Source organism: Streptomyces sp. APSN-46.1, from assembly GCF_022815725.1.
Classification (GTDB): domain Bacteria; phylum Actinomycetota; class Actinomycetes; order Streptomycetales; family Streptomycetaceae; genus Streptomyces.
Window position 1 is genome coordinate 1,162,827 of record NZ_JALGRF010000001.1, and the last position, 26,675, is coordinate 1,189,501.

Sequence of the window (26,675 nt, forward strand, 5' to 3'; positions counted from 1 at the left end):
GCCGATGACCGGCGACGCTCCGATCATCGACCCGCGGACCCTCGATCGGCCGGAAGTCGGCCACACTGGGGGTAGCAGGAGCGCCCTGGGGGGTCGTGATCGGAGGCCGTCGTGAGCACACCTTCCCCCGTCCGGATCGCAGCCGTCCTGTCCACCGAGCACCGCGGACGGCTCATGTCGCAGGCCCGCGAGGTCAATTTCCCCGAAGGGGCCCGGATCTTCGAAGAAGGACAGCGGGCGGATTCCTTCTGGATCGTGCGCTCCGGCACGGTGACGCTGGAGCTCCCGGTGCCCGGCCGTCGGCCCGCCCCCATCGAGAACCTCGGCCCCGGTGAGCTGGTGGGATGGTCCTGGCTGTTCCCGCCGTTCGTGTGGCAGCTCAGCGCCGAGGCGATGACACCGGTCCGCTCGTACGAGTTCGACGCGACCACCGTCCGCGTGCTCATGGACGCCGACCCCGCGTTCGGCTCCGCCATCGGGCACTGGGTCGGGCGCGTCCTCGCGCTCCGGCTGCACCAGACCCGTACCCGCCTGATCGACCTGTACGCCCCCCGGGCGGCGGCGGGCTGAGGCGCCCGCCCAGCCCTGTTGGGGGGTGTGTTCAGCCGATTCCGCCGTGCGCTCCCGCACAGGTCAACACCGTGGCATCGCTGCGGACTGCACTCATGCGCTCACAATCGGTGACGTGAAATCGCGGGGCGAACGGGCGTTCACGACCCGGTTGGGCAAGACTCCCGTCCGTTATCCGTAACACGAACCCAAGGGAGTGTTCGAAATGCAGTCCATCGCAAAGGGTCTCGGCCTCGGTTCCGCCGCCATGGCGCTCACCGCGCTCACCGCGCTGGCCTGGCCCGGAACGGCCGGCGCCGCGCCGTCCGCCACCGAGAGCCTGTACGCGCCGTCGGCCCTCGTGCTCGGCATCACGGCCGGTGAGGACACCGCGACCGGTACGGTACTGCGCGCGGTGACCCTCGTATGCGCGCCGACGCCGGGTGGCACGCACCCGTCCCCCGCCGCCGCGTGCACCGAATTACAGGCGAACGCGGGCCGGTTGGACGCGCTGACGGAGCGCGGCTCGTCCGTCCCGTGTACGAAGGAGTGGAACCCCATGACGGTGACGGCGGACGGGGTGTGGCAGGGGCGCCGGCTGAACTACTCGTACACGTTCGGCAACCCGTGCGGCCTGCGCCACACCAGCGGAGCGCTTTTCGGCTTCTGACACCCCGTGAAGCACCAGGGCCGGGCGGCGCCGTGCGACCGCCGTCCGGTCCCGGCCCCGGACTCGGCCCCGGCCCCGGCCCCGGCCTCCGGAGCGAAGGCGCGCCCGCCCCGGCGCCGAGCGGGGCAGCCGCCTTTGCCAGTCAGCCCAGTTCGAGGCTCGTCACCCCGTACAGCCCGGCCAGGTCGAGGTCCGGGGCCGGGCCCGTGTACATGCGGGCCGCCTCGAAGGTCGGGGTCAGGCCCAGGCCGGACATCAGCGCGGTGGCTGCCTGGTTCCCGTCCGGTACGTCCACGGCGACCTCCCCGCCCGGGGCGTGCTCCGCGAGCCGCCCGAGCAGGGCGGCCGCCACCTCCGGGGCGTCGGCGTACAGCGGGCCGATCCGGGAGGCGCCGCTGCACGGGCGGATCACGCCGAGCCCTTCGACCCTCCCGTCACGGACGGCGGCGAGGGCGGTCCGGCCGGGGAGGCCGGTCCAGGCGGAGAGGAAGGCATCGCGCGACTCCGGGAAGAACCTCCGGTCGTACGCGGCGAGTTGGCCGAAGGGGAGGGTGGCCGCGTCCACGATCTCCACGCCGCTGCCGCCCCCGCTCCGCGGTACCCCGCACGGCACACCCTCGTGGCGGACGTTGTTCCAGGCCGAACGGAAGCCGGATTTACGGTAGTTGTCCTGCTGGTCGACCACCCCGTCCAACCCCACGAGCCGCCCGGCCAGCCGGTCCATCCCGGCGCGCCACAGCTGGATCCCGTAACCCTGGCCGCGAAAGGCCGGACGGGCGATGTAGAAGCCGATGAACCCGAAGCCGGCCCCGTAGCGCACGGCCGAGATGCAGGCGACCGGTTCACCGTCGAGCCGGCCGACGAGGAAGCCCGCGGGATCGGCGACCGCGAAGGCGAAGCGGTCGGTGTCGCCCGGATTCCAGCCCTCCGCGTCGGCCCAGGCGCGGAACAGCTCCATGTCCGCGGCGCTCGCGCCGTTGATCTCGAAGATCTCGAATGCCGTCATGCCCGGTGTTGTACCAGATGCGCAAGGGGCGCGCAGCAGCCCCTGATCGGCCGTCAGAAGACTGACGGGCGCCCCGGGACCGGCGCCCGCGCGCCGCCGCTCCTTCAGCGGGTCGGCGCAGAAGAGCACGGTCGTCGTCGGCATGGCCGCCGCCCTACTACGCGTATCAGCCCGCGCAGATCACGTCGTCGAGCTTGATCGGCCGGGAGTCGAGGCGGACGTACGCGGTGAAGGTGTCGGTGTCCGCCTCGGTGCCCGCATCCGCCTCGGCGCCGGTGTCCGCCTCGGCGTCGCCGTCCCAGTGGGTGGTGACGGTGGCCCACCCGACACCCGCCGACTGGGCGACGGTGACCGGGCCGATGCCGATGCTCTGCGGGGTGTTCTGGGAGCAGAGCAGCACGTCGAAGTCCGTGAGCTGCTGTTTGTCCTTGAGCGCCTGGGAGATCCGGTACTCGCGGTAGTGGTCGGAGGGGCCGTGTTGGCCGTAGAAGGCGGCGAGGAAGCCGCTGATCTGGCCGGCGGAGTGGAGCGGCGGCGTGGGCGCGGGGGCGGCGGAGGGGCCTGCGGCGAGGGCGGGGCCCGCGGCCGGGGCCGGCAGGGCGAGCGCGGTCACGAGCAGGGCGCCGAGGGCGTACGACATGGGCTTCATGTCCGGTTTCTTTACCGCCTGGGCAGGGGCGCGAGAGGGGCGCGGGGCGGATCTCACTCCTGTGGGGGGCGGGATTCACCACAGAAACGACCATCCGGCGGCGCGTTGAGCGGCGCGTTAATACGTTCGCGGGGCCGCGTGGGCAGTACGTAGGGTCGGCGTATGGGAAAGCCGCTTGTCGCCGTGTTCAGTGGGGCCGGGATGTCCACCGATTCCGGGATTCCGGACTATCGGGGTCCGCAGGGGTTGTGGCGGCGGGAACCCGACGCCGAGAAGCTCGTGACGTACGCGTACTACATGGCCGACCCGGAGATCCGGCGGCGGTCCTGGCTGATGCGCGCCGAGCTCGGGGCCCTCGGGGCGCAGCCCAACGCCGCGCACCGGGCCGTCGCCGAGCTGGAGCGCGGCGGCACCCCGGTCCGGGTCGTCACGCAGAACGTGGACGGGCTGCAGCAGCTCGCGGGGATGCCCGCGCGCAAGGTGTTCGAGCTGCACGGCAGCGCCCGGGCGGTGGTCTGTACGGCCTGCCACGCCCGGTCGGCGATGGACGGGGCGCTGGCGCGGGTCGCCGCCGGGGAGCCCGATCCCGCCTGCCTGTCCTGCGGCGGGATCCTCAAGGCGGCGACCGTGATGTTCGGCGAACGGCTCGACCCCCAGGTGCTGGGGCAGGCGGTGGCCGTCGCCAAGGGGTGTCAGGTGTTCATCGCCGTCGGGACGACGCTCCAGGTGCAGCCCGCCGCCTCGCTGGCCGGCATGGCCGCGGAGGCGGGGGCCCGGCTGATCATCGTGAACGCCGAGGAGACCCCGTACGATCCGCTCGCCGACGAGGTGATCCGCGAGCCGATCGGCACCGCCCTGCCGGCACTCCTCGCCCGCCTCGGGGCTGAGGGCTGAGGGGCCCAGGGTCACGCGGACGCGGTCGCGGCCCGCTCCTTCGCCTCGCGGCGGCGGCGGGCGTCCTCGTCCGTGGCCGCGTCGTAGGAGACCAGCTTCGGCAGCAGCGCCACCAGGACGGCCACCGAGGCCACACAGGCCAGGCCGCCGCTCCAGAACGCCGGGCGCGTGCCCGTCCAGCCCGCCATGGCGCCCGCCCGCATCTGCCCGAGCTGCGGGCCCACGCTGTACGAGAGCACCTCGATGCCCGCGAGACGCCCGCGCAGCTCCTCCGGGATCGTCTGGTTCCAGATCGTCCCGCGGCCCAGACCGCTCAGCATGTCCCCGGCACCCGCCGCCGCCAGGCACAGCAGCACCAGCCAGATGTTCGTGAACCAGCCCGCCGCCGCGACCGCCCCACCCCACGCGGCCGCGCCGCAGACGACCAACAGCCCGTGCCGGCGTACGCGCGAGGTCCAGCCGCTGGTCAGTCCCAGGACCAGCGAGCCGACCGAGCCGGCCGCGTACATCAGGCCCAGCGACCACTCCGCGTGCAACTCCTCCGCCAGGAAGGGGAAGATCGTGTTCGGGAAGGCGAAGAGCATCGCGGCCAGGTCGACGGCGTACGTCCCCAGCAGCACGGGACGGCTCCACGCGTAGCGGGCCCCTTCCGCGATCCCGCGCAGCGAGGGCCGTTCCGCGTCGTGCGAGGGCGGCGCGGGGCTGAGCCGCGTACACAGGGCGACCGAGACCGCGAAGCCCAGGACCGTCACGACGTAGGCCGGCGCGAATCCGGCGTACGCGACGACCAGGCCCGCCAGGGCGGGGCCCGCGATCGCGCCGATCTGGTACCGCAGGCCGTTGAGCGCGGCGGCGGCGGTCAGCTGGTCGTGCGGCACGATCCGGGCCATCAGCGAGTCCAGCGCGGGCCGCTGGAGCCCGGTCAGTGCCGACACCCCGGCCGCCACCACGTACAGCGGCCACAGCGGGGGCTGCGGCAGCAGGGCGTTGACCAGCAGTATCAGGGCCAGGACACCCAGCCCCGCCTCGGTCAGCAGGATCATCCGCCGCCGGTCGACGGCGTCGGCCAGCGCGCCCCCGTAGAGCCCGAAGACCACGAGGGGGACGAGTTCCACCGCACCCATGGCGCCGACGGCCAGCGGCGAGTCCGTCAGGTGCTTGATCTGCAGCGGCAGGGCGATCATCGCCATGAAGCTGCCGAAGTAGGTGACGGTGCCCTGGTAGAACAGCAGCCGGAAGTCCCCGCTGGAACGCCAGGGGGACAGGTCGGGCAGGATCGCGGAGATACGGCTGGTGCTCACAGCCGACGATCTTCCGCGCCGTCACCGGTCCGGGGCAACCGGTTTCCTGGGCCGGGAAGCCGCTCCCCTGTGCCAACATCGGCCGCTACGCCGCGTCGGCCCCTACGCCGCGTCGGCCGCGCGGCGCATCTCCGCCACGTCGAGCTTCTTCATCTTCATCATGGCGGCGGTGGCACGGGCGGCCCGCCCCGGGTCCGGGTCGCTGATCAGCTCGATCGCCCCGGCGGGGATGACCTGCCAGGACAGGCCGAACTTGTCCTTGACCCAGCCGCAGGCGACTTCCTGGCCGCCGTCCGCCGTGAGGGCGTCCCAGTAGAAGTCCGCCTCCGCGTCGTCGGCGCAGTGGATCTGGAAGGAGATGGCCTCGGTGAAGGTGAACTCCGGTCCGCCGTTGAGGCCGACGAACTTCTGTCCGTTGATTTCGAACTCGACGATCATCACCGAGCCGGGCGTCCCGGGGCCCGCTTCGGTGTAGCGGCCGATCCGGCCGATCCGGCCGTCCTTGAACACGGACACGTAGTAGTCGGCCGCGGCCTCCGCGTTGCCGTCGAACCACAGGCACGTGGTGAATCCGTTGCTGCTCATGACTGCCTCCAGAGTGAGTGCGGGATACCGTCCCGCACATACAGACCGGCGCCGGGACCGAAACTCATCGGCCGCCCCGGGACCGGTCCGTATTCACTCCGGATTGCACTCCGGCGGCCCCGGCGAGGCCCCTACACCTCGAGGTCGGTCTCGATCTTCTTCAGCTGGTGCCGTGCCATCGCGAGGTTGGCCCGGCTCCGATCGAGCGCCAGATAGAGGAAGAACCCATCGTTTCCCCGGCTCTTCATCAGCCGGATCAGGTGGTACTGGTTGCCGAGGGTGATCAGGATGTCCTCGATCTCGTCCTTGAGGCCCAGCATCTCCATCGCGCGGACCTTGGCGCGCACCACGTCGGTGTTGCCGGCGGCGGCCACCGCGAGGTCGAGGTCCTTGCCGCCGCCGAGGGTGCCGAGGGCCATGCCACTGCCGTAGTCGACGAGGGCCGCGCCGAGCGCGCCGTCGATGGTGGTGGTGGCTTCCTTGAGGGCGGTCTCCACGTTGACCATGAGAGGTTCCTCTTTCCGTTCGAACTGTCCTGAATTTCGGTTGCTGCGAGGGGTGGTCTGGGGGCTCAGGCGGGCGGGGCGCCGGGGATGTGGGCGCGCGGCCCCCTTCGGCCGAGGCTGTGCTCTATCAACTCGGCGACGCGGAGGCTGGAGCGCCGCGCCTCCAGATGGAGACGGCCGACGTTGACGCGCGGCTCCGCCATCAGGGTGAGGACGGCTACCTCGCCCGCGGCGTACGTGGCGACGTATCCGTGCTCGCCGCGTACGAGGAGTTCGCGGAAGCCGCCCTGGCCGGTGCTGTCGCTGAGCCGCTGTGCCACTCCGAGGGCGGCGGCGGTCAGGGCCGCCACGGCCTCGGCCTCGGCGGCGGCGCTGTCCTGGGCGAGGACCAGGCCGTCGGCACTCGCGGCGAGGGCGCCGGTGAGCTGGGGGACTCGGGCGCGCAGCCGCCGGAGTTCGGCGAGTATCTCGACTTCGGCCTCGGCGGGCACCATCGCCGTGCTCATGTCGGCTTTTATCCCTTCGGGCTGCCTCCGCTCGGAGCGGTCGGCGCGCAGGACCGGTCGCATCGGGAGCCTCACAGGCTTGCCTCCAGTGCGTCGCGTAACCGGCGGAGCAACGCCACGTCCGGGGGTTGGGTTTGGGTCATCCAGTCGGGCAGGGGGGTCTCCACCGGCGCCGGCGCGGGGGCGTGCGGGGTTTCGACGAGTCCGGCCGCCGCGAGTCTTCGTACGTCGAGCAGCGTGTGGAAGGCCGGCCGGCCGAGCACCCAGGCGAGGTCGGCCGGCGTGCGTATGCCGTCGGCCTGGGCGAGGAGGAGTCGCTGCCGTGCGGTGACGGTCTGCCCGGGGGCGGCCGTACGGGGCACCACGGCGGCGGTGTCGAGCAGCGGGTACGGCCAGACCGCGTCGAGCAGCTCGCGCCGGCGCCGCGTCTCGCGTTCTACGGCGGCGGCCGGGACGGACCGTACGGTGCCGATCCAGTGGGTGGCCCCGCGGCGGAAGCGGGAGGGTCCGCTGCCCGGGGAGAGGGCGAAGAAGGCGGCGTCGAATATGGCGGCGAGATGGCAGATCTCCAGTTCGCCGCCCGCGAGCCCGCCGCTGTCGACGAGGAACCGGGCGACCTGCCGGCGGGCACCGGCCTGGTCCACGGCCTCGCGCCAGCGCTCGGGCGCGAGAGCGCCGCCGGTGGTGAGCAGGACGTCGAGTCCGGGGGTGGCCGGGCTCTCGGCGTGGACGATGCGGCCGTCTTCGAGGAAGAGGGTGCCGCGTTCGCGGAGCAGGGCGCCGGTGGCGCGCTCGGCGGCGAGCCGGGTGAGCAGCGGCGACACCTCGACGGGGCTGCCGGGGCTGCCGGGGCTGCCGGAGAGGGTGGCGGAGGTCATCTGAGCACCAACCCCTCGGCCAGGGAGCGGAGTCTGTGCCGGGCGAGGGCGAGGTTGCCGTCGGCCCGGTCCAGCCACAGATGGAGGAACACGCTGCTGTCGAAGCTCGTCTCGACGAAGCGGAGGATGTGGTAGCCGGTGCGGGTGGTGACGATCAGGTCCTCCACGGGCGGACCGGCGGAGTTACCCGTTCCGGCTTCCGGGGCCGGGGCGAAGGACTCGTACTCGGCGGCCGCCCGAGCCAGTTCCGCGGTCTCGGCGGCGGTCGTCTCGTGGTCCCCGGTGGGTGATTCCCCGACGGTGCCGAGAGCCAGTCCGCTGCTCCAGTCGATCAGCGCCGCCCCCCGCGCCCCGGGCAGGGTCATGGCTTCGAGCAGGCATTCGTCGATCCCGGGCACGCTGGCTCCCCTCCCGGCCGGACGTGCTGGGTGCACAGTCGTACGGCGCGACAGGAGGGAACTTACTCATGTTCCCCAGGGCGAAAGGGCGTTCTGGCATTTTCCGCTGGAACATGCACGGATGGACATGGCAGCTTGGCCGGAACCGGTCGCCTTTTGATCACGAAGCGAGCGGAAGATCGTCCGCGAGTCTGAAGGCCCCGCCTTCGCGCTGGACATAGCCCTCGTGGCTGAGCGTGCGGAGCAGGTGGTAGACGGTCGGCAGCGGGATGCCGGTGATGCGCGACAGTCTCTTCGCCGTGACCCCGCCCTCCGCGTGCATGGCCTCGACCAGGCGCAGTGCGCGCTGTACGGAACCGATGAGGGTGGGAGTGCTGTCCTTCTGGCTGTGATCGGCGCCCATGAGTGTCCCCCTGGTCCGGTACGAGGCCTGGCGAACCCATCAAAGTCGGTCACAGGCCGCAAAACCAGCGGACGCGCTTAAACCTGAGCATAAGATCACCGCACGTCAGCCCACCGCACACCCACACCGCCCGGCGCCCGGCGGCCGGTTCGGGGACAGCGGCTCCGCCCGGGTCTACTTCGTGCAGGTCACGAACGCCGGGAGGGCGGCCTCCTCGACCAGGTGCCTCGGGAGGCACAGGCCGAAGCGGGCTTCCAGTACGGCGAGGGTGAGGCGGTCGCGCTCCTCGTACGGCTCGTCCTCGGGGCGGATGTACGCGCCGTCGGGCGAGAGGATCTTGGCCGCCACCAGTTCGGGGAGCAGGAAGTCCGGCTGGTGGCCGCCGCGCCAGCACTCCTCGCCGAGGCCGAAGCAGCACACCAGCTCGCCGTCCCGGGCGTACGCGAACTGCCGGGGCGGGTGGTCCGGCTGCGGGTCCAGGTGGACGGCCTCGACGCCGCCGAGGGAGATCTCGGCCAGCCGCTCCGCCCCGGCCGGCATGCCGTGTTCGACGGCGAAGGACCAGTTGCCCCAGGTACCGACCCGGGCCACGCCGTCACCGTCGCCGACGCCGTCACCGTCGACGGGTTCGGTGACCATGCTCCAGGCGTCGCTCGCAGCCAGCGGTCCCGGGTGGATGTCGGGCAGCGCGCCGAGCCGCGCGGCGAGTTCCTCGGGCCCTATGCCCCGGGCGAAGGTGAGGCTGGGAACCAGCAGTCCCAGTGGGCCAGCCACTGGATGCCGCCACCCGCGCCGCCGGTGGTGCCCGCGCTGCCTGTGATGTCTGTGAGATCCACGATCCGCACGGTGTCCTCCCGTGTCCGGTACCCCCACCGGCACGATAGTCAGTCCCCGGACCTCTCCGGGAGGAGGCGCTCGACCATTGCCTCAATGAGCCCCTCCACCGGATAGGGCTCCAGGATCGTCGGCACGGTCAGATCGTCCACGATCAGGCCCAGCATCGCCAGGTAGAGCAGGACGACGCCCTGCCGGTCCCCGGGCAGTCCCGCCTCCAGGTGCCAGGCGATGTTCGCCTCCAGCTCCGCGGCCTGGAACCCGGCGACCTCCTGCTGGAGCTCGGGGCGCCGGGTGGCTTCCAGTCGCAGCTCCAGCATCGCGATGTGCACGCTGCGCTCGCGCCGCATCCGCGCGAGGAGCTGTTCGAGCAGCACCTTGGTGTCCAGGGGGCCGGCCAGGTCGGCCGGGTCCGGGATCAGCCGCTCGCGGGTGCGGTGCAGGATCTGGACGAGCAGCTGGGCGCGGTTGGCGAAGTAGTTCGAGGCGGTGCCGGTCGGAACGCCCGCCTCCGCGTCCACCGCACGCAGCGTCAGGCCGCGCGAGCCCTCGCGCGCCAGGACTTCGATGGCGGCGTCGAGCAGCGCGGCGCGGCGTTCCGGATTCTGGCGCATGGGCGGATCCCTGAGGTGTAGAGCACGGCGAGCACGGCGCGGAGCCCCGTTGAAGCACTGCATATGCAGTGCTTCGCACACGCTAGCGGACGTGGCACGGTCCGGGCCCTCCCCACCGCCCCCTCCCCCGTGTCACTCTGCCGGTCATGGATCGGATCATCGAGCAGATACGCGAGGACCTGGCCCGCCGGATCGCCGTGACGGCCGACCGGCTCGCCGACCGCACCCTGGCCGAGGATCCCGCGTACGCCGCGCTGCTCGGGCGGGCCGAACTGCGCGACCGGATCCACCTCACCCTCCGCCAGGCCGTCGAAGGCGTGGTCCGCGGCTCGCGCGGGCTGCCGGTGGAGCTGGCCGACGCCCGGGCCACCGGCCGCCTCCGGGCCGAACAGGGGCTGCCGCTCGACTCCCTGCTGCGCACCTACCGGCGCAGCGGCCGCATGCTGTGGCAGACCCTCGTCGAGGCGGTGGCCGCGTACGACCGGGCGGCGCTGCCCCGGCTGCTGCCGGGCGCGGCCGGGCTGTGGGACGTACTGGACCAGTTGACGGACGCCGCGTCGGAGGCGTACCGGCACACCGAGGCCGAGCGTGGCGAACGCGAACGCGAGCACCGGGCGATCCTGCTGGACGCGTTGCTGGACGGCACCGGCACGCCCTCGGAGGCCGCCGCGCGGCTGGGCCTTCCGGAGCGCGGCCGCTTCGCGGTGGTCGTCCTGGGACCGGGCGGCTCCGGCAGCGCGGGCCTGGAGACCGGCCCCGGCGCCCCGCGCGTGCTCCGGCGGATCCGGGCCGACGGGGAGAGCGCCCTGGTGGAGCTGGGCCACCTCCCGCTGGAGTCCGTACGGGAGCGGCTCGCGCCCCTCGACGTCCGAGCCGGGATCAGCCCGGTCGTGGAGGACCCCGCCGACCTGGCCCGGGCCCGCCGACTGGCCGAACTCGCGCTGCGCACCGCCCCCGCGTCCGGCGGCGGCCCGCGCACGGCCGTGCTGGACGAACGGCTCCCGGCGGCGCTCGTCGCGGCCCACGCCGAACTCGCGGACCGGCTGCGTCATGTGGTGCTCGGCCCGGTGCTGGCACTGGCTCCGGAGGACTGCCGGGTGCTGCTGACCACGCTGGGGACCTGGCTGGCCTGCCAGGGCTCGACGACGTACGCCGCGCAGCGGCTGTACTGCCACCGCAACACCGTCTCGAACCGGTTGCGGCGCCTGGAGCAGCTCACCGGGCGCTCGCTGTCCGATCCGGCTCACGTGGTGGAGCTGGCCCTGGCCCACGCGGCCGTGGTCCAGCGGGCCGCCGCCACCGCGCCGGGCCGGTCACCCGCGCCTCCGCTTCCGCCCCCGTCGGCTTCGCCGATTCCAGCGGGTACGGTACGCCGATCTCCGCGGCCCCCGGCGTGAACGGTCGGCGCGGCGGTCGGGCCGCGCTCACATCTTCGCGGCGGCGCTGCGGATCGCCTCCCGGATACGGAAGTAGGTACCGCAGCGGCAGATGTTGGCGATGGCGTCGATGTCCTCGTCCGTGGGCGTGGAGGTGCGCTTCAGGAGGGCGACGGCGGCCATGATCTGACCCGGCTGGCAGAAACCGCACTGGGAGACGTCCTGTTCGAGCCAGGCCTCCTGCACGGGGTGCAGGTCGTCCCCGTCCGCCAGTCCCTCGATGGTGGTCACCGTCTTCCCGGCACACGCGGACACGGGCACCACGCACGGCCGGATGTCCGCGCCGTCGAGGTGGCTGGTGCAGGCCTTGCAGACGTCCACTCCGCAGCCGTACTTGGGGCCGCGGACGCCCAGCATGTCGCGGAGCACCCACAGCAGGGGCAGATCGTCGGGCGCGTCCACGGTGACGCTCTGCCCGTTGACGGTGAAGGTGTGCGAGGGCACGGCGTACTCCTGCTGGTTAGCGCGGGTATGGGGTGAAGTCGACGTCGAAGTCGAGGGGGAAGCTGCGCGGCTTCGTACCGGTGGCCCGGGCGTAGGCGTTGGCGATGGCGCCCACGGCGGCCGGGACGCCGAGCTCGCCCGCGCCGCCCGGCTCGGCGCCGGTGGCCGGCAGCACGAAGACCCGTACGTCACGCGGGGTGTCGCGCTAACGCGCCCAGTGGAACTGGCTGTAACTGCCTTCCAGCGGGAGTCCCTTGTCCAGGTGCAGCCCCGCCCGCAGGGTGGTGGAGATGGCGTCGGTGAGGCCGCCGATCATCTGGGCCTCCAGTCCGCGCGGGTTGACGGGCAGGCCGACGTCCACGGCGATGACCGCCTTGGTGACGCGGATGTGCTCCGGGTCCCGGGTGTCGATCTCGACGAGGCAGGCGGTGCGGGACTTGTACTCCTCGTGGAAGGCGATGCCCTGCGCGCAGCCGGCCGGCATCGCCCGGCCCCAGTTCCCCTCGGCGGCGGCCTTGTCGAGCACCGCGCGCTGGGCGACGGTCTTCAGGAAGGTCCGGCGGAACTGGTACGGGTCCCTGCCGGTGCGCTCGGCCAGCTCGTCCACGACGATCTCCTCGGCCCCCCGGGTGTTGGCGGAGTAGACGGAGCGCCAGGAGCCGGTGGGGATACCGGTCGGGACCTCGGTGAGCGCCTGGGTGGTGAGCCCGAAGTGGTACGGGGACTTGACGGTCGTGAGGAACAGCGTCTGGGCGAGGGTGGCGTTGCCCAGGCCCAGCGGGAGGCTGGCGGCGGTGGCGGTGATTATCTCGCCGAGCCCGTGCCGGAAGTCGGTCTCGGCGGCGGCGACCCGGTGCTCGAAGCTGAGCACCTCGCCGAGCAGGTGGGTGGCCCGGATCTTGTGGTGGGTCGCGGGGCGCATCCGGCCGTGCCGGGTGTCGTCGACGCGGGTCCACATCAGGCGGACCGGGCGGCGGCAGGCCTTGGAGACGCGGGCGGCCTCCAGAGCGGCGTCGAAGAAGAGCCGCCGGCCGAAGGACCCGCCGGCCTGGACCACGTGGACGGTGACCTTGTCGAGCGGCAGCCCGAGCTCGGCGGCTATGGTCTCGCGGGCCACGATGGGGGACTTGAGCCCGGACCAGATCTCCGCGCGGTCGTCCCGTACGTCGGCCACCGCCGAGTTGGTCTCCATCGGGGCGTGGCTGACGAAGGCGAAGTCGAACTCGGCGTCCACGTACGGGGTGAGCAGCGGCGGCACCAGCAGCGGCGGGGTGGCGACGCGCAGCTTCGTACGGATCTGCGCGTCGGACAGCTGGTCGGCGGGGCCGGGACCCCAGCTCACCTGGAGGGCGGCCTTGGCGTCGAGGGCCTGGCCGAAGGTCTCGGCGACGACGGCGACCCCGGTCGGGACGGTCACCACGTGCAGGACGCCGGGCATGGCCCGGACGGCGGCGAGGTTGGCGACGGCCCCGACGGTGCCGCCGAGGGTGGGCGGGCGGCGCACCACGCACGGCTTCGCGCCGGGGATGTCGAGGTCGAGGGTGTACCGCTGGGCTCCGGTGACCATGGCGCGGGCGTCGATCCGCCCGGTCGGTTTCCCGACCAGGGTGTGGCGGGCGGCCGGCTTCGGGGCCGCGCCCAGGGCGATCAGGCCCGGGTCGGCGGCGGCCGCGGCGAGGCTGCCGTAGTCGGCGGTGCGGCCGTCGGGGGCGTGGACCGCGCCGGCCGCGGTGGTCAGCGAGCCCGCGGAGAGGTTCCAGCGGCGGGCGGCGGCCGCGACCAGGCGGGCCCGGGCGGTGGCGGCGGTCTGGCGGACCGGACCGTAGAGCGAGCGGATGGAGTTGGAGGAACCGGTGAGCTGGTTGAACAGCAGCTCGGGTCGCGCGTCGTCCAGCTCCACGCGTATGTCGGCCAGCGGCGCGTCGAGTTCCTCCGCGACGAGCATGGCCACGGCGGTGGTGAGGCCCTGGCCGACTTCCTCGCGCGGGAGGCGGAAGCGGACGTTGCCGTCGGCCTCGACGGCGAGCGCGAGCAGGGCGGAGGTGGGCGCGCCGGCCAGGATGAACAGGTCGCCGAGGTCGATCAGGTCGGCGGGGGCGGGCAGGCTCGGGATCACCGCGTGGGCGGACTGCGGGGCGAGGGCGTCGGCCCCGGCGCGGGTGACGAGGGCGAGGGTGGGGGCCGCGACGAGGTACGTGAGGAAGGAGCGGCGGCTCTGCCCGGGCGTGTCGGGCTGTCCGGAGGTGCCGGTGTGCGCGGTCATGTCGTCGTGTCCCCAAGCTGCGCGGGCCCGCGGTGCGGACCTCCCGGCTCATTACCGACACGTAGAGTAGCGATCACCGGATGGACTGGGAAGCGCCGGTTCCGAACTGGTACCGCCGGTGCGGCGGGAAGCGTCACGGCGCGGCACGGGGTCCTCCGTTCGGGGGGTACTCCCCTGGGGGCCGTGAACGGCGTGTCGCCCCCGCACGACGGCGCGGATGGCTCGTACACCTCGGTCGTACGCTCGACACCGCCCAGCGGAAGGGCCGGTTTCCGGCCACGGGGGGAAGATGAAAGGGAACGGTTCAGCACACCGAGAGAGAGTGAGGAGGTGTGCGGCGATGACGAAGTTCATGGATGTCCACCACGGCATGAACGGCATCACGAAGGAGCAGCTGTCGGCCGCCCACCGGGCCGACCTGGCCATCGAGGCGGAAGAGAAGGTGCACTTCGAACGCGCCTGGGCGGACCCCGCGTCCGGGACGGTCTACTGCCTGTCCGAGGCACCCTCGGCGGAGGCGGTCCAGCGGATCCACACCCGCACGGGGCACCCGGCCAGCGAGATCCACCCGGTGCCGCTCAGCGTGTGAGGCGCCCGGGCCGGACGGGGCGGCGCCGCCCCGGGGAACGGCTGACCGGAATTGTTCGCACGGGCACGGGGCCTCAGGGAGGCCGTTGGCATATGCCATAAGCAACCCCGTTACGGATGTTGCCAAACGCCTTACAGGCAGTCGTCGGCTGTGCCACAGTCGTTAACGGTCCTTCCTTCAGATTTGGTCGCGCCGCGCCTGTATCGGAGTTCTCATGCCGTCCCACCTGTTCGCGGACCGTCCCGCGCAGCCGCCCGAGCCGGGATCGGTGGACGCGCTGATCTCGCAGACCCGGCGGTTGCGGGGGGAAGTGGACGCGGTGCGCCGCGACACCGTCGTGGACGACGACGACGCCCAGGGCCGCTGGCAGCGCGCACTGTGCGATCTCGCCGTCCACCACCTCGACGACCTGGGCGAGCACCTCGGCCAGCTCAAAGAGGGCCTGCCGCCCGCGCCCGAGCTCGTCGAACTCCCCCGGGCGGAACCCGAGACCGCGACCGAGGACCGGCAGACCCGCGTCGGCAGCGCCGAGTGGAACCTGCTCACCGACGAGGTCTCTTGGTCCGACGAGCTGTTCCAGATCTTCGGCCGGTCCCCCGAGGCGGGCGCGCCGCCGCTGGACGAACTGGGCTCCACCCTGTTCTCCGAGGACCAGCCGCTGCTGACGGCGATGGTCACCGCCTGTCTCGTCGACGGCCGGCCCATGGACGGCGAGTTCCGCATCGTCCGGGCCGACGGCCGGGTCCGTACCCTGCACATGAGGGGCGAGCCGGTCCTCGACGCCGACGGCTGCACGGCCTCCATGTGGGCCGTACTGCGGGACGTGAGCGACCTGCGCCGGAGCCAGCGGGCGGTGCGCGAATCCCGCGACTCGCTGGAGCGCCGGCGGGAGATCGCGCAGACCGAGCGCCGGCTGGCGGTCGAACTCCAGGAAGCCGTGCTGCCCCCGTGGGGCGGCTCCCTGCGCTTCCCGCACAACAGCACCGGCGCGCTGGACACGGCCGCGCACTATCTGCCCTCCGCGACCAGCGCGCTCATCGGCGGCGACTGGTACGACGCACTCGAACTGCCCGACGGCCGCTCGATGCTGACGGTCGGTGACCTGACGGGGCACGGGGTGACCGCCACCTCCGGCATGGCGATGATGCTCGGCGCCCTGCGCGGAATGGCCATGGCGGGAATCGAGCCGGGCCCGCTCATGGGCTGGCTCAACCAGCTGTTGGAGACCTCCGTACAACCGGCCCTCGGGTCGGCCGTTTGCTGTCGCTACGATCCTGCCCGCCGCGTACTGTCCTGGGCGCAGGCCGGTCACCCGGCGCCGCTGCTGTTCCGCCGCGGCCAGGGCCGCGCGCTGCAACCGCCGGAGGGCGTGCTGCTGGGGGCGACCTCCGGGGCGACGTACGGGCAGGCGGAAGAGCGGCTCGAAGCGGGCGACGTCCTCGTCCTGCACACGGACGGACTGACGCCGCGCAGCATCGAGTTCAGCCGGACGGACGGGACCGAGCGGCTGCTGGCGCTCGCGCCGCGGTTCTCGGCGGCGCGGTCGGCGCAGGACTGCGTACGGATGGTGATCGAGGAGTTCGGCGAGAGCGAGCGCGAGGACGACGCCTGCGTGCTGGTGGCGCGGGTCGGCGAGTAGCCGCCGCGGCCGACGGCCGTACGGACATCAGGGCCGCGCCGGAAGGCGCGGCCTTACCGTCTGTGCCTTGCTCGTCTGTGCCTTGCTCGTCCGCGCCTTGCTCGTCTGCCCGCGCGTTCGCTCGGTGGGATCCGGGCCCGGCCGCGATCCGCCGGACACCTCCTACACCACGTGCTGCGGTGTCGGGCTGTTGGGGAGGGCCAGCTTGATCTCCGAGCGCAGGTCCTCGATGCGCGCGTACCCGGCGTACTGTCCGGTGAGCCGGTACATCTCGCGCAGCCGGTCCCAAGTCCGGTGCGAAGACGTCTCGTTCATCGAGACCAGGGCGAGCCGCGCGTAGCGGTCGGCCTGCTCCGGGTCGTCGGCGATGAAGCAGGCCGAGGCCATGGAGAGGTAGTCGAAGATCTGTGAGCGCTGGTGGCCCTGGGCGCGCAGCCGAAGGGCCGCCATGGCGTGCCGCTGGGCGATCGGGGCGGCCGAGGGGTCGTGGTCGGCGAGGGTGCGGAAGGCCAGCGCCTGCATGCCGTGCAGGTCGGCCTCGTCGAAGTTCTGCATCCAACTCGGCGGCGGTACATCGCCCTTGTCGGACACGAACAGGTCCTCGGCCTCGCCGAGGGTGCGGCGCATCGCCTGGCCCTTGCCCATCGCGGCCTGCGCCCACGCCTCGATGGTGTGCAGCATGGCGCGGGTGCGCGGCAGGGTCTCCTCACCGGAGCCGGACTGCGCCAGCTTCATGAGGTCGAGGGCCTCGTGGGGCTTGCCCAGGTGGACCATCTGGCGGGCGGCGCGGGAGAGGGCCTCGCCCGCGCGCGGCCGGTCGCCGCCCTCGTGGGCCGCGTGCGCGGCGATGACGAAGTACTTCTGCGCGGTGGGTTCGAGGCCGACGTCGTGCGACATCCAGCCCGCCAGTACCGCCAGGTTGGCCGCCACCCCCCACAGTCGCCGCTGGAGGTGGTCGGGGTGGTGGTAGGCGAGCATCCCGCCCACCTCGTTGAGCTGGCCCACGACGGCCTTGCGCTGGAGTCCGCCGCCTCTGGAGGCGTCCCAGGCCCGGAAGACCTCCACGGAACGCTCCAGGGCCTCGATCTCCTGCGAGCCGATCGGGGCGGCCTCGTAGCGGTCGTAGCCCGCTTGGTCGGCCTGGAAGGAATCGCCGAAGGCGGGTGTCGCCTTGGCGGGGGCGGGGTCGGTACGGAGCCAGTCGTGCATGGCTTTGCTGAGGGCTGAGCCGGCGGTGAGCGCGGCTCCCGCGCCCATCAGACCGCGACGGTTGAGCATGAGGTCCATTCCCGTGAATTCGGTGAGGACCGCGGCTGTGCGTTCGGGCGCCCAGGGCAGGCCGTCGGGGTTCTCCTTCACCCCGTCCGGCTGCCGTTTGGAGGTGCGCCGCTGCCGTACGAACCCGAGGTCCTCGATGGTCACGACACGACCGAGCCGCTCGGTGAACAGTGCTGCCAGTACCGTGGGCACCGGTTCGCGCGGGGTCTCCCCCATGTCGATCCAGCGCCGCACCCGCGAGGTGTCGGTGGCCAGCTGGTGGTGGCCCATGGCCGCCGCCTGCCGGTTGACCATCCTCGCCAGTTCGCCCTTCGACCAGCCGGCCAGGCCGAACAAGTCGTTCAGACGGGTGTTTGGACCTTTGCTCACGTCAAGCCCCCAGGTTCTCGGCTGAGTTGACAGTAGCCCCCCGTCAGATGCCGAGCGACTATTCGCCAGGGTCCGCCAGGGTCCGCCAGATGGTGTGCCACCCACAGCCGGGTGTCAGGTAGGAATGCGCCTCCCCGACCCGGTCACCGGCGGAACTCCCCAGGGTGAAGTACGGGATCCGGCGGGGCGGCGTACGTAACTCGTCGGCGCACGAAGGGAACCGTAACCGCCATGTACGCAGCAACGTCCTCCGTGTCCGCCCCGGTCCGGCCGCACCGCACCATCCAGGCGGGCGGCGGCCCCTACCTCGACCCCGGCCGACCGGCGGCCCCGGCGCAGGGCGCCGTACGGGCGCGACGGATGCCGGCAACCGGGTCGCAGCCGCTCAGCGGAAGAATCGACCTGTCGGGGCCGCAGGGTGCGCAGCTGCGCACCGCGCTCGCCTCGGTGCAGCGGATCTGTCCGGAGTTCACGCCGGTACAAGTACTGCGGCGGAGCGGCCGGTCGGTCCTGTTGCTGGGAACCACAGGACGGATGACCGCCGTCGCGAAGGTTTTACTCGATCATTCGCCCGAGTGGCGCGAGCGGTACCGGCACGAAATAGCGGCGTACCGGACGTTCGTCCGGCACCGTCCACCGGTCCGGGTGCCGCGGCTGATCGCCGCCGACCCGGAGAACTGCACCCTGGTGGTCGAGCGGATGGCGGGCCGGGTGGCGGCCCTGCAGCGCCATCCCGTGGAGGCCCCGCCGCGGCCCGACCTACGGGCGGCCCTCGGCGCGGTGTGCCGGTTGAACCAGTGGCGTCCGCCGGCCGAGCTGTTCGGGCACCCGATGGACTACGCCCGGCGCATCACCCGGGACCACGAGCTGGGGCTCCTGACCGACCGGGACTTCGGTGACCTGCAGAAGCTGCTGCACGGGCTGAAGCCGGCCGGGACTCCGTGGCAGTTCAACCACGGTGACGCGCTGCTGTCGAACCTGCTGCTGTCCCCGGCGGGTCCGGTGCTGCTCGACTGGGAACACGCGGGCTGGTACCTGCCGGGGTACGACCTGGCCACGCTGTGGACGGTACTGGGCGACGCCCCGGCCGCCCGCGGCCAGATCAGCCGCCTCGCACAGTCGGCCGGGCCGGCGGCCCGGGACGCGTTCCTGGTGAACCTGATGCTGGTACTGACCCGGGAGATCCGGATGTCCGAGACGGCGGTCCAGCGCTCCATGCTGGCGACCGCCCCGACTCAGCCGCTGCCGGCGGGCGCCCTGTCCTCCGGCGAGGAGCAGCGCCTGCTGCTGCGCCGCCTGCACGACGACTGCGGTATGGCCCGCAGAGCGGTCCGCGCGGCGGTGGGTACGCGCTGATCCCGCACCGACGGCCTTCCCAGGCCCGTCGCCCCGAGGTCCCGAGGCTGTCGCCGCGGGACCTCGCGCGTGTGTGCGGCTGTGTGCTGTCGGGCGGCCGCCCGTCTCAGGCGGTCGTCCGACTGAGACGCTCGCCCGACTCAGCCGGCCATCCGCGCCTTGACGTGATCGATCACCTCGTTGAGCTCCTTCGTCGGCGAGAAGTCGATGTACTCGCAGTCCTCAAGTGCTTCCGGGGCGTGACCGGCCGGCCAGTAGAAGGCCTGCCCCGCCTCGTAGATCTCCTCGCCGTCCGCGGTGTGCATCCTGAGTCGGCCTTTGAGCAGGTAGCCCCAGTGGGGGCACTGGCACAAGGTGTCGGGCATGCCGACGAGAGCCGGACGCATGTCGGCGCCCTGCGGCAGCCGCACCCACGCGACCGACAGGCCTCCCCCGACTTCCTGGGTGCGCAGTTCCACACCCCCGCCCTCGATCGCGACCGGAGTGCCCTCCCGCGTGTGAGCTGCCATGGTTCCTCCTCGCCGGATCTTCCGATCCCCGCGTGATGACCATCCCTTCCAGCGTGGGCCCGAAGCACGCCGCGCGCGAACGGGAGGCGGCGGCCTGTTCGAGGCGGCGGCGCGCTGGGGGCGACGGCGGCGCGCAGGAGGCGACGGTGGCGCCGGATGCCTTGACATCACATGATCCCCCGAACACCTTTTCTGATTTAGCATCAGAAATGCTGGAGTCATCCCCTTCCTCCCAACCTCACTGGAGCCTGCCCATGTCCGCGAGCCCCTCCCGCACCACCCCCGGCACCCTCCCCTCCCGCCGGGCCGTCCTCGCCGGGACGGGGGCGGGGTTATTCGCCGCCACCGTGCTGCCGACCGCCGTCGCACGGGCCGACGGCGCCGACAGCTTCGAGGGCGGGGTTCCGCTCGGCGAGTACGACGTCGTCGTGGTCGGGTCCGGGGCGGCCGGGATGACCGCCGCGCTCACCGCCGCCCAGCGGGGCCTGAGCGTGCTGGTGGTCGAGAAGGCCCCGACCTTCGGCGGTTCCGCCGCGCGTTCCGGCGCCGGCATATGGCTGCCGAACAACTCGGTGATCCTGGGCGCCGGCGTGCCGGACACCCCGGCGAAGGCGGCCACGTACCTGTCGGCCGTCGTCGGGCCCGAGGTGCCGGCCGACCGGCAGCAGGCTTTCCTCGCCAACGGTCCCCGCATGCTGGACTTCGTGATGGCCAACAGTCCGCTGAGGTTCCGCTTCATGGAGGGCTACAGCGACTACTACCCCGATCTGCCCGGCGGTCTGCCGAACGGCCGCTCCATCGAGCCGGACCAGATCGACGGGAACATCCTGGGCGCCGAACTCGCCCGCCTGAACCCGGCGTACATGCCGGTGCCGGCCGGGATGGTGGTGTTCAGCCAGGACTACAAGTGGCTGAACCTCGCGGCGGTGACCGCCAAGGGGCTGGCGGTGTCCACCGAGTGCCTGGCGCGCGGTACGAAGGCCGCGCTGCGCGGGGAGAAGCCGCTGACCATGGGCCAGGCGCTGGCCGCCGGACTGCGGGCGGGGCTCCAGCGGGCCGGGGTGCCGGTCTGGCTGAACAGTCCCCTCGTCGATCTGGTGCGGGAGGACGGGGCGGTCACGGGGGTGGTGGTGGAGAAGGAGGGCGTACGGGGCGTCGTACGCGCCCGCAAGGGTGTCGTCATCGGCTCGGGCGGCTTCGAGCACAACGCGGAGATGCGGACGCAGTACCAGCAGCAGCCGATCGGCACCCAGTGGTCGGTGGGCGCGAAGGAGAACACGGGCGACGGGATCCGGGCGGGGCAGCGGGCCGGGGCGGCGCTGGGGCTGATGGACGACGCGTGGTGGGGGCCGTCGATCCCGCTGCCCGGGGAGCCGTACTTCTGTCTCGCCGAACGCACCCTGCCCGGCGGGCTGATCGTGAACGGGAACGGCGCGCGGTTCGTCAACGAGGCGGCGCCGTACAGCGATGTGGTGCACGTGATGTACGAGAAGGACCGGGGTGCGACCGGGTCGCACATCCCGGCGTGGCTGATCGTGGATCAGAGCTACCGCAGCAAGTACCTGTTCAAGGACATCCTGCCGACGCTTCCCTTCCCCGACGCGTGGTACGAGGCGGGGGCGGCGAAGAAGGCGTGGACGTGGGACGCGCTCGCGGGCCAGATCGGGGTGCCGGCGGCCGCGCTGCGGGCGACGCTGAACCGGTTCAACGCGCAGGCGTGGAGCGGGACCGACGCCGACTTCCACCGGGGCGACACGGCGTACGACCACTACTACACCGACCCGAACGTGCAGCCGAACTCGTGCCTGGCGCCGGTCTGGGCTCCGCCGTTCTACGCGTTCAAGATCGTGCCGGGGGATCTCGGGACGAAGGGCGGCATCGTCACGGACGCCAGGGCGCGGGCGCTGCGGCCGGACGGCTCGGTCATCCCGGGCCTGTGGGCGGCGGGCAACGCGAGCGCGGCGGTGATGGGCCACAGCTACGCGGGCGCCGGATCGACGATCGGGCCCGCGATGACGTTCGGCTACGTGGCGGCCAATGACATCGCGGACGCGTAGTTCCGACGCAGTCCGACGCGTAGGCCTTGTGACCTGCTACCCCTGCTGGAAGAGCTCGGCGGGGAGCGGCTTCAGGAGGGCGTAGAGGTCATCGGTGATGGGCCGGTCCCAGCTGGCGATGGTGACCAGGACGTTGTCACTGCGGTCGAACTGCACGCAGCTGATCCGGCCCTCGGAGAGCTTGATCTTCCGGACGATGAGGAGGTTGTCCCCCTGCATGACGGGGCAGTCCTCCATGCCGGTGACCTCGACGTCCTCGTCGTTCTCCAGAGCGTCGAGGAGCTGGGCCACCTCGAAGGGGACCTGACCGTCGACGAGGTCCCGGGCGGGGGAGCCCTCGGGGAGGTTTCCGATGATCATCGCGGGGCCGCGTCCGCCGAACAGGTCGTAGCGGAGGAAGACGCCCTGGCAGCTGCCGTCGGGGGCGGGGAGCAGCCCGGCCCCGAGGTTGCCCGGCCAGTCCCCCGGGTCCATGGCCAGGACGTCGAAGTCCGGGCCGGCGGGTGTGGCGGCGCGGTGGCGGCGGAGGAAGGACATGCCGCAATGGTACGTGGCCGAGCGCGTTTCCCGGCCCTACCCCCCTCATCCCCCCGGTCCGGCCCCGCCCCCGCCGACCCCGCCGCCCCGACGGGCCGCGACCCCCGCTCCGGACCGGCCCCCGCCGCGCCCGCCGCCCCGGTCCCACCCTCGCCGCGCCCGCCGCCCCGACGGGCCGCGACCCCTCGCCCGCCAGGGCCCCGACCCGCACGCCGGGCCCGGGACCGGGCCGACGGCTCGCCGGGGCGTGAGCGGGCAGCGCCTCCGATGCGGCGGGCGCGGTGGTGGCGAGGGAGGGGGCCGGCGGCGAAGCGCCGGCGGACGCACACGCGGCGATGTCCCCCGCTTCCCCGGAGGGAACCGGCGGTCGCTTTCGATTCGACAACAATCGTTGGCTCAATATGGATCTTGTATTTTCGGCACCCTAGGCTTGCCGCCGACGCGCAGGCAGGCTGGTTGCCCTCGGACACTCGGACACAGGAAGTGCAGGCAGATGATCGAGTCTGTTCCTTCCCTCGCCGTGACGCTCGCTCAGATCCGCGCGCTCGCCACGGAGAGACAACTCGACATGGACGAAATCCTCGACGCGCGGGACCTCGCGGCCAGCACCGGGGTCCCCGTCCAGCAGACGGCCGCCCTGCTCCGCGGCGAGGAGTCCGACGCGCCCACCCCCGCATCGGACGCGGCGGCCGAGGCGATCGCCCGCCGCCGGGCGGCGTTCCTCTGCGTGAACTCCCGCGACGCCGACGGCCGCCCGTACCGGCCCGAGCACATCGCCGAGGCGATCGGCGCAACCGCCCAAAGCGTCGCCGACCTCATCTCGGGCAGGGCGGGGAACCAGCCATCGCCCACCCACCGGATCGCGGCCTTCTTCGGCCGCGACGGCAGCTTTCTGACGGACACCCCGTCCCAGGCGCTGAGCCGGGCGCTCCAGCCCACGCTCCGCTCCCTGCGCCACGTATCCGGCGGAGACCCGCTGGCCGGGCTCGTCAGCCGGTACGGGCTCGTCTCCCTCTCCACCCGGAGCGCCACCCCGGGCAAGACCCTCTCCCGTACACAGGAGACACTGATCCTCGGCATGATCACTGGAATTCTGTCGTCCGAGGGGGCCGCGTGAGCGTCGCCCGCTCCATGCGCAAGCTGTGCACCGCGCTGACCTCCTCACTCGACCTCGAATCCCCCGTCGAGCCGCACACGCTCTTCCGGCAGCTGTGCGACGCGATGAGCGCGCGGCGCGGCGGCAGGCCGATCGTCCTGCGCTTCGAGCGCTTCCCCTCGCAGCTCACCACCTCGGGCCTGTGGCTGGACATGGCGGACTATGACATCGTCGTCGTCGAGAAGTTCACCACCCCCGACCATCAACTCGTCATCCTCGGGCACGAGTTGTGGCACATGCAGGCCGGTCATTCGGCCCCGCACGGGCCCGGCGCGGTCGCGGCGGCCCAGTCCCTGCCGGGCGGCCCCGACCTGACTTACGCGGCCGTCGCCGCGCGCTCGCACCACGAGGACTCCGAGGAGATCGAGGCCGAGACGTTCGGGCTCCTCCTCGGCGACAGGTGCCGGGCCTGGCTGTCCGGCGGCGGCGCCCCCGGCTCCGTCCGGCGCGATGACGTCGCCGGGCGTATCGGCAACACACTCGGCTATCGCGGACCGAACGGCTGACGGTGACCTCGGACAAGTACTACATCCCCTATTTCATCCCCGCCGCGATCCTCACCCTGGCGTTCGTGATCCGGCTTCCGGTGATGATGAGGTTCTGGCGCAACGATCCCAACGTGCGCAACGTCGGTGGGCTGCTGCTCCTGGGCTCCTCCGTGTTCTACTTCGGCCGGCCCGAGACCATCGCCGCGATGAACCGCGGTACGGGGATCAGCAATTTCGCGGCGCCGGTCGTGTACACGGTGCTCACCCTGTTCTGCGCGGCCTGCCTGGTGATGATCATCCACTGGCGCGGCGGCGACCCCCGGCGCGTGCGGCGGACCACCTGGACGATCGGCGTCATCTACTCCGCCGTCGTCGCCGGCCTCTGGGGCACCTTCGCCCTCGCCGACGTGCCCGTCGAACGGCTGCGTGACCTGGACACGTACTACGCCAACACGCCGTGGATGCGCGAGCACATCATGCTCTACCTGCTCGCCCACACCACGGCCTGTGCGATCACGTCCGTGGTCACGTGGACCTGGCTGCGCCAGGTGTCGGGCTGGCTGCGGGCCGGCCTGGTGCTGCTGGTCATCGGGTTCGTCCTGAACCTCGGCTACGACACCGTGAAGCTCATCGCGGTGGTGAGCCGCTGGACGGGCAACAACCTGGACTGGCTCAGTACGTACGTCGCCCCGCCCCTGGCGTCCATCTGCGCGGTGTTCGTCGCCGTGGGCTTCATCCTCCCCCACGCCGGAGAGGCGGTTCAGGGTCTCTGGGCGGACTTCCGGCACTACCGGTCCCTCGGGCCGTTCGTGAAGGAACTGGCAGCCCTCGACACCGGGAGCCTCCGGCTGTCGAGGCGGTCCCCGATGAGCCGGCGCCTCGTCCAGCGCAGGACACAGATCAGCGACGGGCTGCTGCGGCTGCAGCCTTACATGGACCCGGGGGTGCGGCAGCGTGCTCTCGCCGAGGCCGCCGAGCGCGAGGAGTGCCCCGCGCGGGCCGCCGCCACGGCCGACGCGGTGGCGGTGATCGCCGCGATCGACCGCATGCGCCGCGGCATCGAGTTCTCCGCCGAAACAGCACCCGAGAACGGAACAGACGGACCAGACGCACATGCGGGCCCGGGCACGCTCACGGACCCGGCGGGCGCGATGCGTTCCCCGGATCTAGTCGCCGTCTCCAGGGCCCTGCGCCGTTCTCCGGCCGTCCACGCCCACCGCGCCCGGTACGGGCGGCCGGCCGACTACCCAGAGAGCGTGACCTCATGAGCGAATCGCCCTCCTCCCCGCGCCCGCGCACGGCGGTCGTCATCGGAGGCAGCCTCGCCGGCATGCTCACGGCTGCCGCGCTCGCCGAGTTCGCCGACGTCGTGGTCGTCGAGCGCGACGTACTGCCCGAGGGGCCCGAGCCACGCAAAGGGCTCCCCCAGGCCCACCACGCCCACCTGCTGTGGTCCGGCGGAGCCCGCGCCATCGATGCCCTGCTGCCCGGCACCGTCGAGCGGCTCCTGGCCGACGGCGCGCACAGGATCGCGCTCCCGACCAACATGGTCGGCTACTCCCCCGTCGGCTGGTTCCGCCGCTGGCAGGAGCAGTCGCACCACGTGGTCCTCGCCAGCCGTGACCTCCTCGACTGGCACGTACGCCGGTCCGTGCGGGCCCTGCCGAGGGTCACCGTCACCGACCGGACGGAGGTCCTCGGCCTGGAGGGCGACTCCCGCCGCGTCACCGGCGTCCGGCTGCGCGGCGCCGACGGGGCGGAGCGCGTCCTCGCCGCCGGGCTGGTCGTCGACGCGTCGGGGCGCTCCTCGCGTACGCCCGTCTGGCTGCGGGAGTTCGGCGTTCCGGCCGCGGCCGTACGGACGGTGGACCCCGGCCTCGTCTACGCCAGCCGGGTCTTCCGCGCCCCCGAGGACCTCGGGAGCAGCTTCCCCGTCATCGTGGGCATCCAGGCCGACCCCCGCGCGTCCGGCCCCGGCCGGTCGGCGGTGCTGGTGCCGATCGAGGGCGACCGCTGGCTCGTCACCCTCTCCGGGACCCGGGGCGGCGAACCCACCGGGGCCCCGGACCTGTTCGAGGCCTTCGCCCGGTCGTCGGTACGGCACCCGATCGTCGCCGAACTGATCTCGGGCACGGAGCCGCTGACGGACGTGGTGGTCACCCGTACGACCGTCAACCGCCGGCACTCCTACGAACGGGCCGCGCTCCCGGAGCGGTTCGTCGTCCTCGGGGACGCCGCGGCCGCCTACAACCCGGTGTACGGCCACGGCATGTCGGTGGCCGCGCAGAGCGCCGTCGCACTGCGGGACACCGTCCGCGGTCTCGGGTGGTCCGCCCCCCGTCTCGGCGCCCGCGCCCAGAAGGCCATCTCCGGGCCGGTCGGGGCCGCCTGGGCCCTGTCCACCGGCAACGACGTCTTCTACCCGGGTGCGACGGAGAGCGGCCCGACCCTGGCCGAGAGGATCGGCTCGGCCTATGTGCGCCGCCTGCTCCTGACGAGCACCGGCAACGGGCGGGTCGCCCGCGCCGTCACCGATGTCGTGACCCTGGAGCGCCCCGCCGCCCGGCTGTTCACCCCGCCGGTGCTGCTGGCCGCCGTACTGGGACCACGCCGCCAGCAGCTGACCGTACCGCCACTGCGCACGGCGGAACGCGCCGCGATCGCCACGCTCCGCCCACCGGACGCCCCCTAGACGAGTGAGTCCGCGCCGGTGACGGCCGCCAGGTGCGGCGGACCGGGGCGGTGGACGCTGCCCCGCCGG

General features: G+C 72.5%; 29 protein-coding genes. 12 read left to right on the forward strand and 17 right to left on the reverse strand.

What is annotated here, in order from left to right; all coding sequences use genetic code 11:
- Nucleotides 1-111: 111 nt before the first annotated feature.
- Both MTF65_RS05160 and MTF65_RS05165 read left to right on the forward strand, forming a co-directional pair.
- Nucleotides 112-570: a Crp/Fnr family transcriptional regulator gene (locus tag MTF65_RS05160; RefSeq protein WP_243626986.1), complete on the forward strand. Its 459-nt coding sequence runs from the start codon at nucleotides 112-114 to the stop codon at nucleotides 568-570.
- A gap of 205 nt (nucleotides 571-775) precedes the next feature.
- A complete protein-coding gene (locus tag MTF65_RS05165; RefSeq protein ID WP_243626987.1) occupies nucleotides 776-1,219 on the forward strand; it encodes a subtilase-type protease inhibitor in 444 nt (147 codons plus the stop codon).
- 142 nt (nucleotides 1,220-1,361) lie between these two features.
- Here the strand turns inward: MTF65_RS05165 and MTF65_RS05170 are convergent, their stop codons facing one another.
- On the reverse strand, nucleotides 1,362-2,225 hold the full coding sequence (locus MTF65_RS05170) for a GNAT family N-acetyltransferase (protein ID WP_243627329.1): 864 nt from the start codon (nucleotides 2,223-2,225) through the stop codon (nucleotides 1,362-1,364).
- Nucleotides 2,226-2,391: 166 nt separating this feature from the next.
- A complete protein-coding gene (locus tag MTF65_RS05175) occupies nucleotides 2,392-2,874 on the reverse strand; it encodes a hypothetical protein (RefSeq protein WP_243626988.1) in 483 nt (160 codons plus the stop codon).
- 162 nt (nucleotides 2,875-3,036) lie between these two features.
- Between MTF65_RS05175 and MTF65_RS05180 the strand changes: the two genes are divergently transcribed.
- Nucleotides 3,037-3,768 carry a Sir2 family NAD-dependent protein deacetylase gene (locus tag MTF65_RS05180; protein WP_243626989.1) on the forward strand — a complete coding sequence of 244 codons (732 nt, stop codon included), beginning with the start codon at nucleotides 3,037-3,039 and terminating at the stop codon, nucleotides 3,766-3,768.
- 11 nt (nucleotides 3,769-3,779) lie between these two features.
- On the opposite strand, the gene MTF65_RS05185 is transcribed toward MTF65_RS05180, so the two are convergent.
- The 9 genes from MTF65_RS05185 to MTF65_RS05225 form a co-directional block, all read right to left on the reverse strand.
- The gene (locus MTF65_RS05185; protein WP_243626990.1) at nucleotides 3,780-5,069 is read right to left on the reverse strand and encodes an MFS transporter; all 1,290 of its coding nucleotides are present in this window, start codon (nucleotides 5,067-5,069) and stop codon (nucleotides 3,780-3,782) included.
- Nucleotides 5,070-5,171: 102 nt separating this feature from the next.
- Nucleotides 5,172-5,654 carry a VOC family protein gene (locus MTF65_RS05190; protein WP_243626991.1) on the reverse strand — a complete coding sequence of 161 codons (483 nt, stop codon included), beginning with the start codon at nucleotides 5,652-5,654 and terminating at the stop codon, nucleotides 5,172-5,174.
- A gap of 131 nt (nucleotides 5,655-5,785) precedes the next feature.
- Nucleotides 5,786-6,160 carry a hypothetical protein gene (locus MTF65_RS05195; protein ID WP_243626992.1) on the reverse strand — a complete coding sequence of 125 codons (375 nt, stop codon included), beginning with the start codon at nucleotides 6,158-6,160 and terminating at the stop codon, nucleotides 5,786-5,788.
- 65 nt (nucleotides 6,161-6,225) lie between these two features.
- Entirely contained in the window at nucleotides 6,226-6,654 is a 429-nt protein-coding gene (locus MTF65_RS05200) for a roadblock/LC7 domain-containing protein (RefSeq protein WP_374207178.1), read from the reverse strand.
- A gap of 83 nt (nucleotides 6,655-6,737) precedes the next feature.
- Nucleotides 6,738-7,544, reverse strand: a complete 807-nt coding sequence (locus MTF65_RS05205; RefSeq protein WP_243626994.1) for a transcriptional regulator — start codon at nucleotides 7,542-7,544, stop codon at nucleotides 6,738-6,740.
- A complete protein-coding gene (locus tag MTF65_RS05210; protein ID WP_243626995.1) occupies nucleotides 7,541-7,942 on the reverse strand; it encodes a hypothetical protein in 402 nt (133 codons plus the stop codon). The genes MTF65_RS05205 and MTF65_RS05210 overlap by 4 nt, the downstream gene beginning before the upstream one ends.
- Nucleotides 7,943-8,102: 160 nt before the next feature.
- A complete protein-coding gene (locus tag MTF65_RS05215) occupies nucleotides 8,103-8,345 on the reverse strand; it encodes a helix-turn-helix domain-containing protein (protein ID WP_308407108.1) in 243 nt (80 codons plus the stop codon).
- Nucleotides 8,346-8,519: 174 nt separating this feature from the next.
- Nucleotides 8,520-9,119, reverse strand: a complete 600-nt coding sequence (locus MTF65_RS05220) for a DUF6461 domain-containing protein (protein ID WP_243626996.1) — start codon at nucleotides 9,117-9,119, stop codon at nucleotides 8,520-8,522.
- Nucleotides 9,120-9,229: 110 nt separating this feature from the next.
- Nucleotides 9,230-9,793, reverse strand: coding sequence for a TetR/AcrR family transcriptional regulator (locus tag MTF65_RS05225; RefSeq protein ID WP_243626997.1), 564 nt, complete (start codon nucleotides 9,791-9,793; stop codon nucleotides 9,230-9,232).
- A gap of 146 nt (nucleotides 9,794-9,939) precedes the next feature.
- On the opposite strand from MTF65_RS05225, the gene MTF65_RS05230 reads away from it, so the two are divergent.
- Nucleotides 9,940-11,190, forward strand: coding sequence for a CdaR family transcriptional regulator (locus MTF65_RS05230; RefSeq protein WP_243626998.1), 1,251 nt, complete (start codon nucleotides 9,940-9,942; stop codon nucleotides 11,188-11,190).
- A 27-nt stretch (nucleotides 11,191-11,217) separates the two neighbouring features.
- On the opposite strand, the gene MTF65_RS05235 is transcribed toward MTF65_RS05230, so the two are convergent.
- The 3 genes from MTF65_RS05235 to MTF65_RS05245 are packed head-to-tail and all read right to left on the reverse strand — an operon-like array spanning nucleotide 11,218 to nucleotide 13,936.
- Nucleotides 11,218-11,673, reverse strand: coding sequence for a (2Fe-2S)-binding protein (locus MTF65_RS05235; protein ID WP_243626999.1), 456 nt, complete (start codon nucleotides 11,671-11,673; stop codon nucleotides 11,218-11,220).
- A 16-nt stretch (nucleotides 11,674-11,689) separates the two neighbouring features.
- Nucleotides 11,690-11,848: a hypothetical protein gene (locus tag MTF65_RS05240; protein WP_243627000.1), complete on the reverse strand. Its 159-nt coding sequence runs from the start codon at nucleotides 11,846-11,848 to the stop codon at nucleotides 11,690-11,692.
- 30 nt (nucleotides 11,849-11,878) lie between these two features.
- Nucleotides 11,879-13,936: a molybdopterin cofactor-binding domain-containing protein gene (locus MTF65_RS05245; protein WP_243627001.1), complete on the reverse strand. Its 2,058-nt coding sequence runs from the start codon at nucleotides 13,934-13,936 to the stop codon at nucleotides 11,879-11,881.
- 340 nt (nucleotides 13,937-14,276) lie between these two features.
- Between MTF65_RS05245 and MTF65_RS05250 the strand changes: the two genes are divergently transcribed.
- Together MTF65_RS05250 and MTF65_RS05255 are read left to right on the forward strand one after the other, a co-directional pair.
- The gene (locus MTF65_RS05250; protein WP_243627002.1) at nucleotides 14,277-14,525 is read left to right on the forward strand and encodes an SCO4226 family nickel-binding protein; all 249 of its coding nucleotides are present in this window, start codon (nucleotides 14,277-14,279) and stop codon (nucleotides 14,523-14,525) included.
- A 214-nt stretch (nucleotides 14,526-14,739) separates the two neighbouring features.
- The gene (locus MTF65_RS05255) at nucleotides 14,740-16,164 is read left to right on the forward strand and encodes a PP2C family protein-serine/threonine phosphatase (protein ID WP_243627003.1); all 1,425 of its coding nucleotides are present in this window, start codon (nucleotides 14,740-14,742) and stop codon (nucleotides 16,162-16,164) included.
- Between the two features lie 162 nt (nucleotides 16,165-16,326).
- On the opposite strand, the gene MTF65_RS05260 is transcribed toward MTF65_RS05255, so the two are convergent.
- Nucleotides 16,327-17,811: a hypothetical protein gene (locus MTF65_RS05260; RefSeq protein WP_243627004.1), complete on the reverse strand. Its 1,485-nt coding sequence runs from the start codon at nucleotides 17,809-17,811 to the stop codon at nucleotides 16,327-16,329.
- 231 nt (nucleotides 17,812-18,042) lie between these two features.
- On the opposite strand from MTF65_RS05260, the gene MTF65_RS05265 reads away from it, so the two are divergent.
- Nucleotides 18,043-19,167 (forward strand): aminoglycoside phosphotransferase family protein, encoded by a 1,125-nt coding sequence (locus MTF65_RS05265; RefSeq protein WP_243627005.1) that lies wholly within the window; start codon nucleotides 18,043-18,045, stop codon nucleotides 19,165-19,167.
- Nucleotides 19,168-19,307: 140 nt separating this feature from the next.
- Here MTF65_RS05265 and MTF65_RS05270 read toward each other — a convergent pair whose 3' ends face one another.
- Complete coding sequence (locus MTF65_RS05270) at nucleotides 19,308-19,676, reverse strand: hypothetical protein (RefSeq protein ID WP_243627006.1); 369 nt, start codon at nucleotides 19,674-19,676, stop codon at nucleotides 19,308-19,310.
- A gap of 254 nt (nucleotides 19,677-19,930) precedes the next feature.
- Between MTF65_RS05270 and kstD the strand changes: the two genes are divergently transcribed.
- Entirely contained in the window at nucleotides 19,931-21,733 is a 1,803-nt protein-coding gene (gene kstD, locus MTF65_RS05275; protein WP_279398557.1) for a 3-oxosteroid 1-dehydrogenase, read from the forward strand.
- 36 nt (nucleotides 21,734-21,769) lie between these two features.
- Here kstD and MTF65_RS05280 read toward each other — a convergent pair whose 3' ends face one another.
- Nucleotides 21,770-22,270 carry a hypothetical protein gene (locus MTF65_RS05280; protein WP_243627007.1) on the reverse strand — a complete coding sequence of 167 codons (501 nt, stop codon included), beginning with the start codon at nucleotides 22,268-22,270 and terminating at the stop codon, nucleotides 21,770-21,772.
- 493 nt (nucleotides 22,271-22,763) lie between these two features.
- Here MTF65_RS05280 and MTF65_RS05285 point away from each other — a divergent pair, with 493 nt between their 5' ends.
- From MTF65_RS05285 to MTF65_RS05300, 4 genes are read left to right on the forward strand one after another with little or no spacing between them, the layout of a single operon-like run.
- Nucleotides 22,764-23,387 carry a hypothetical protein gene (locus MTF65_RS05285; RefSeq protein ID WP_243627008.1) on the forward strand — a complete coding sequence of 208 codons (624 nt, stop codon included), beginning with the start codon at nucleotides 22,764-22,766 and terminating at the stop codon, nucleotides 23,385-23,387.
- Nucleotides 23,388-23,401: 14 nt separating this feature from the next.
- Nucleotides 23,402-23,932: a toxin-antitoxin system, toxin component gene (locus MTF65_RS05290; RefSeq protein WP_243627331.1), complete on the forward strand. Its 531-nt coding sequence runs from the start codon at nucleotides 23,402-23,404 to the stop codon at nucleotides 23,930-23,932.
- Nucleotides 23,933-23,934: 2 nt separating this feature from the next.
- Nucleotides 23,935-25,182, forward strand: coding sequence for an MAB_1171c family putative transporter (locus MTF65_RS05295; RefSeq protein WP_243627009.1), 1,248 nt, complete (start codon nucleotides 23,935-23,937; stop codon nucleotides 25,180-25,182).
- Complete coding sequence (locus MTF65_RS05300; protein WP_243627010.1) at nucleotides 25,179-26,606, forward strand: FAD-dependent monooxygenase; 1,428 nt, start codon at nucleotides 25,179-25,181, stop codon at nucleotides 26,604-26,606. The genes MTF65_RS05295 and MTF65_RS05300 overlap by 4 nt, the downstream gene beginning before the upstream one ends.
- Nucleotides 26,607-26,675: the final 69 nt, after the last annotated feature.

What these genes read in the sequence shown, in the direction of transcription:
- MTF65_RS05165 (WP_243626987.1), top strand. Translation starts at nt 776, where the DNA reads ATGCAGTCCATCGCAAAGGGTCTCGGCCTCGGTTCCGCCGCCATGGCG.
- MTF65_RS05170 (WP_243627329.1), bottom strand. Translation starts at nt 2,225, where the DNA reads ATGACGGCATTCGAGATCTTCGAGATCAACGGCGCGAGCGCCGCGGAC.
- MTF65_RS05175 (WP_243626988.1), bottom strand. Translation starts at nt 2,874, where the DNA reads ATGAAGCCCATGTCGTACGCCCTCGGCGCCCTGCTCGTGACCGCGCTC.
- MTF65_RS05180 (WP_243626989.1), top strand. Translation starts at nt 3,037, where the DNA reads ATGGGAAAGCCGCTTGTCGCCGTGTTCAGTGGGGCCGGGATGTCCACC.
- MTF65_RS05190 (WP_243626991.1), bottom strand. Translation starts at nt 5,654, where the DNA reads ATGAGCAGCAACGGATTCACCACGTGCCTGTGGTTCGACGGCAACGCG.
- MTF65_RS05195 (WP_243626992.1), bottom strand. Translation starts at nt 6,160, where the DNA reads ATGGTCAACGTGGAGACCGCCCTCAAGGAAGCCACCACCACCATCGAC.
- MTF65_RS05200 (WP_374207178.1), bottom strand. Translation starts at nt 6,654, where the DNA reads ATGGTGCCCGCCGAGGCCGAAGTCGAGATACTCGCCGAACTCCGGCGG.
- MTF65_RS05205 (WP_243626994.1), bottom strand. Translation starts at nt 7,544, where the DNA reads ATGACCTCCGCCACCCTCTCCGGCAGCCCCGGCAGCCCCGGCAGCCCC.
- MTF65_RS05215 (WP_308407108.1), bottom strand. Translation starts at nt 8,345, where the DNA reads ATGGGCGCCGATCACAGCCAGAAGGACAGCACTCCCACCCTCATCGGT.
- MTF65_RS05225 (WP_243626997.1), bottom strand. Translation starts at nt 9,793, where the DNA reads ATGCGCCAGAATCCGGAACGCCGCGCCGCGCTGCTCGACGCCGCCATC.
- MTF65_RS05230 (WP_243626998.1), top strand. Translation starts at nt 9,940, where the DNA reads ATGGATCGGATCATCGAGCAGATACGCGAGGACCTGGCCCGCCGGATC.
- MTF65_RS05245 (WP_243627001.1), bottom strand. Translation starts at nt 13,936, where the DNA reads ATGACCGCGCACACCGGCACCTCCGGACAGCCCGACACGCCCGGGCAG.
- MTF65_RS05250 (WP_243627002.1), top strand. Translation starts at nt 14,277, where the DNA reads ATGACGAAGTTCATGGATGTCCACCACGGCATGAACGGCATCACGAAG.
- MTF65_RS05255 (WP_243627003.1), top strand. Translation starts at nt 14,740, where the DNA reads ATGCCGTCCCACCTGTTCGCGGACCGTCCCGCGCAGCCGCCCGAGCCG.
- MTF65_RS05265 (WP_243627005.1), top strand. Translation starts at nt 18,043, where the DNA reads ATGTACGCAGCAACGTCCTCCGTGTCCGCCCCGGTCCGGCCGCACCGC.
- MTF65_RS05270 (WP_243627006.1), bottom strand. Translation starts at nt 19,676, where the DNA reads ATGGCAGCTCACACGCGGGAGGGCACTCCGGTCGCGATCGAGGGCGGG.
- kstD (WP_279398557.1), top strand. Translation starts at nt 19,931, where the DNA reads ATGTCCGCGAGCCCCTCCCGCACCACCCCCGGCACCCTCCCCTCCCGC.
- MTF65_RS05280 (WP_243627007.1), bottom strand. Translation starts at nt 22,270, where the DNA reads ATGTCCTTCCTCCGCCGCCACCGCGCCGCCACACCCGCCGGCCCGGAC.
- MTF65_RS05285 (WP_243627008.1), top strand. Translation starts at nt 22,764, where the DNA reads ATGATCGAGTCTGTTCCTTCCCTCGCCGTGACGCTCGCTCAGATCCGC.
- MTF65_RS05290 (WP_243627331.1), top strand. Translation starts at nt 23,402, where the DNA reads ATGCGCAAGCTGTGCACCGCGCTGACCTCCTCACTCGACCTCGAATCC.
- MTF65_RS05300 (WP_243627010.1), top strand. Translation starts at nt 25,179, where the DNA reads ATGAGCGAATCGCCCTCCTCCCCGCGCCCGCGCACGGCGGTCGTCATC.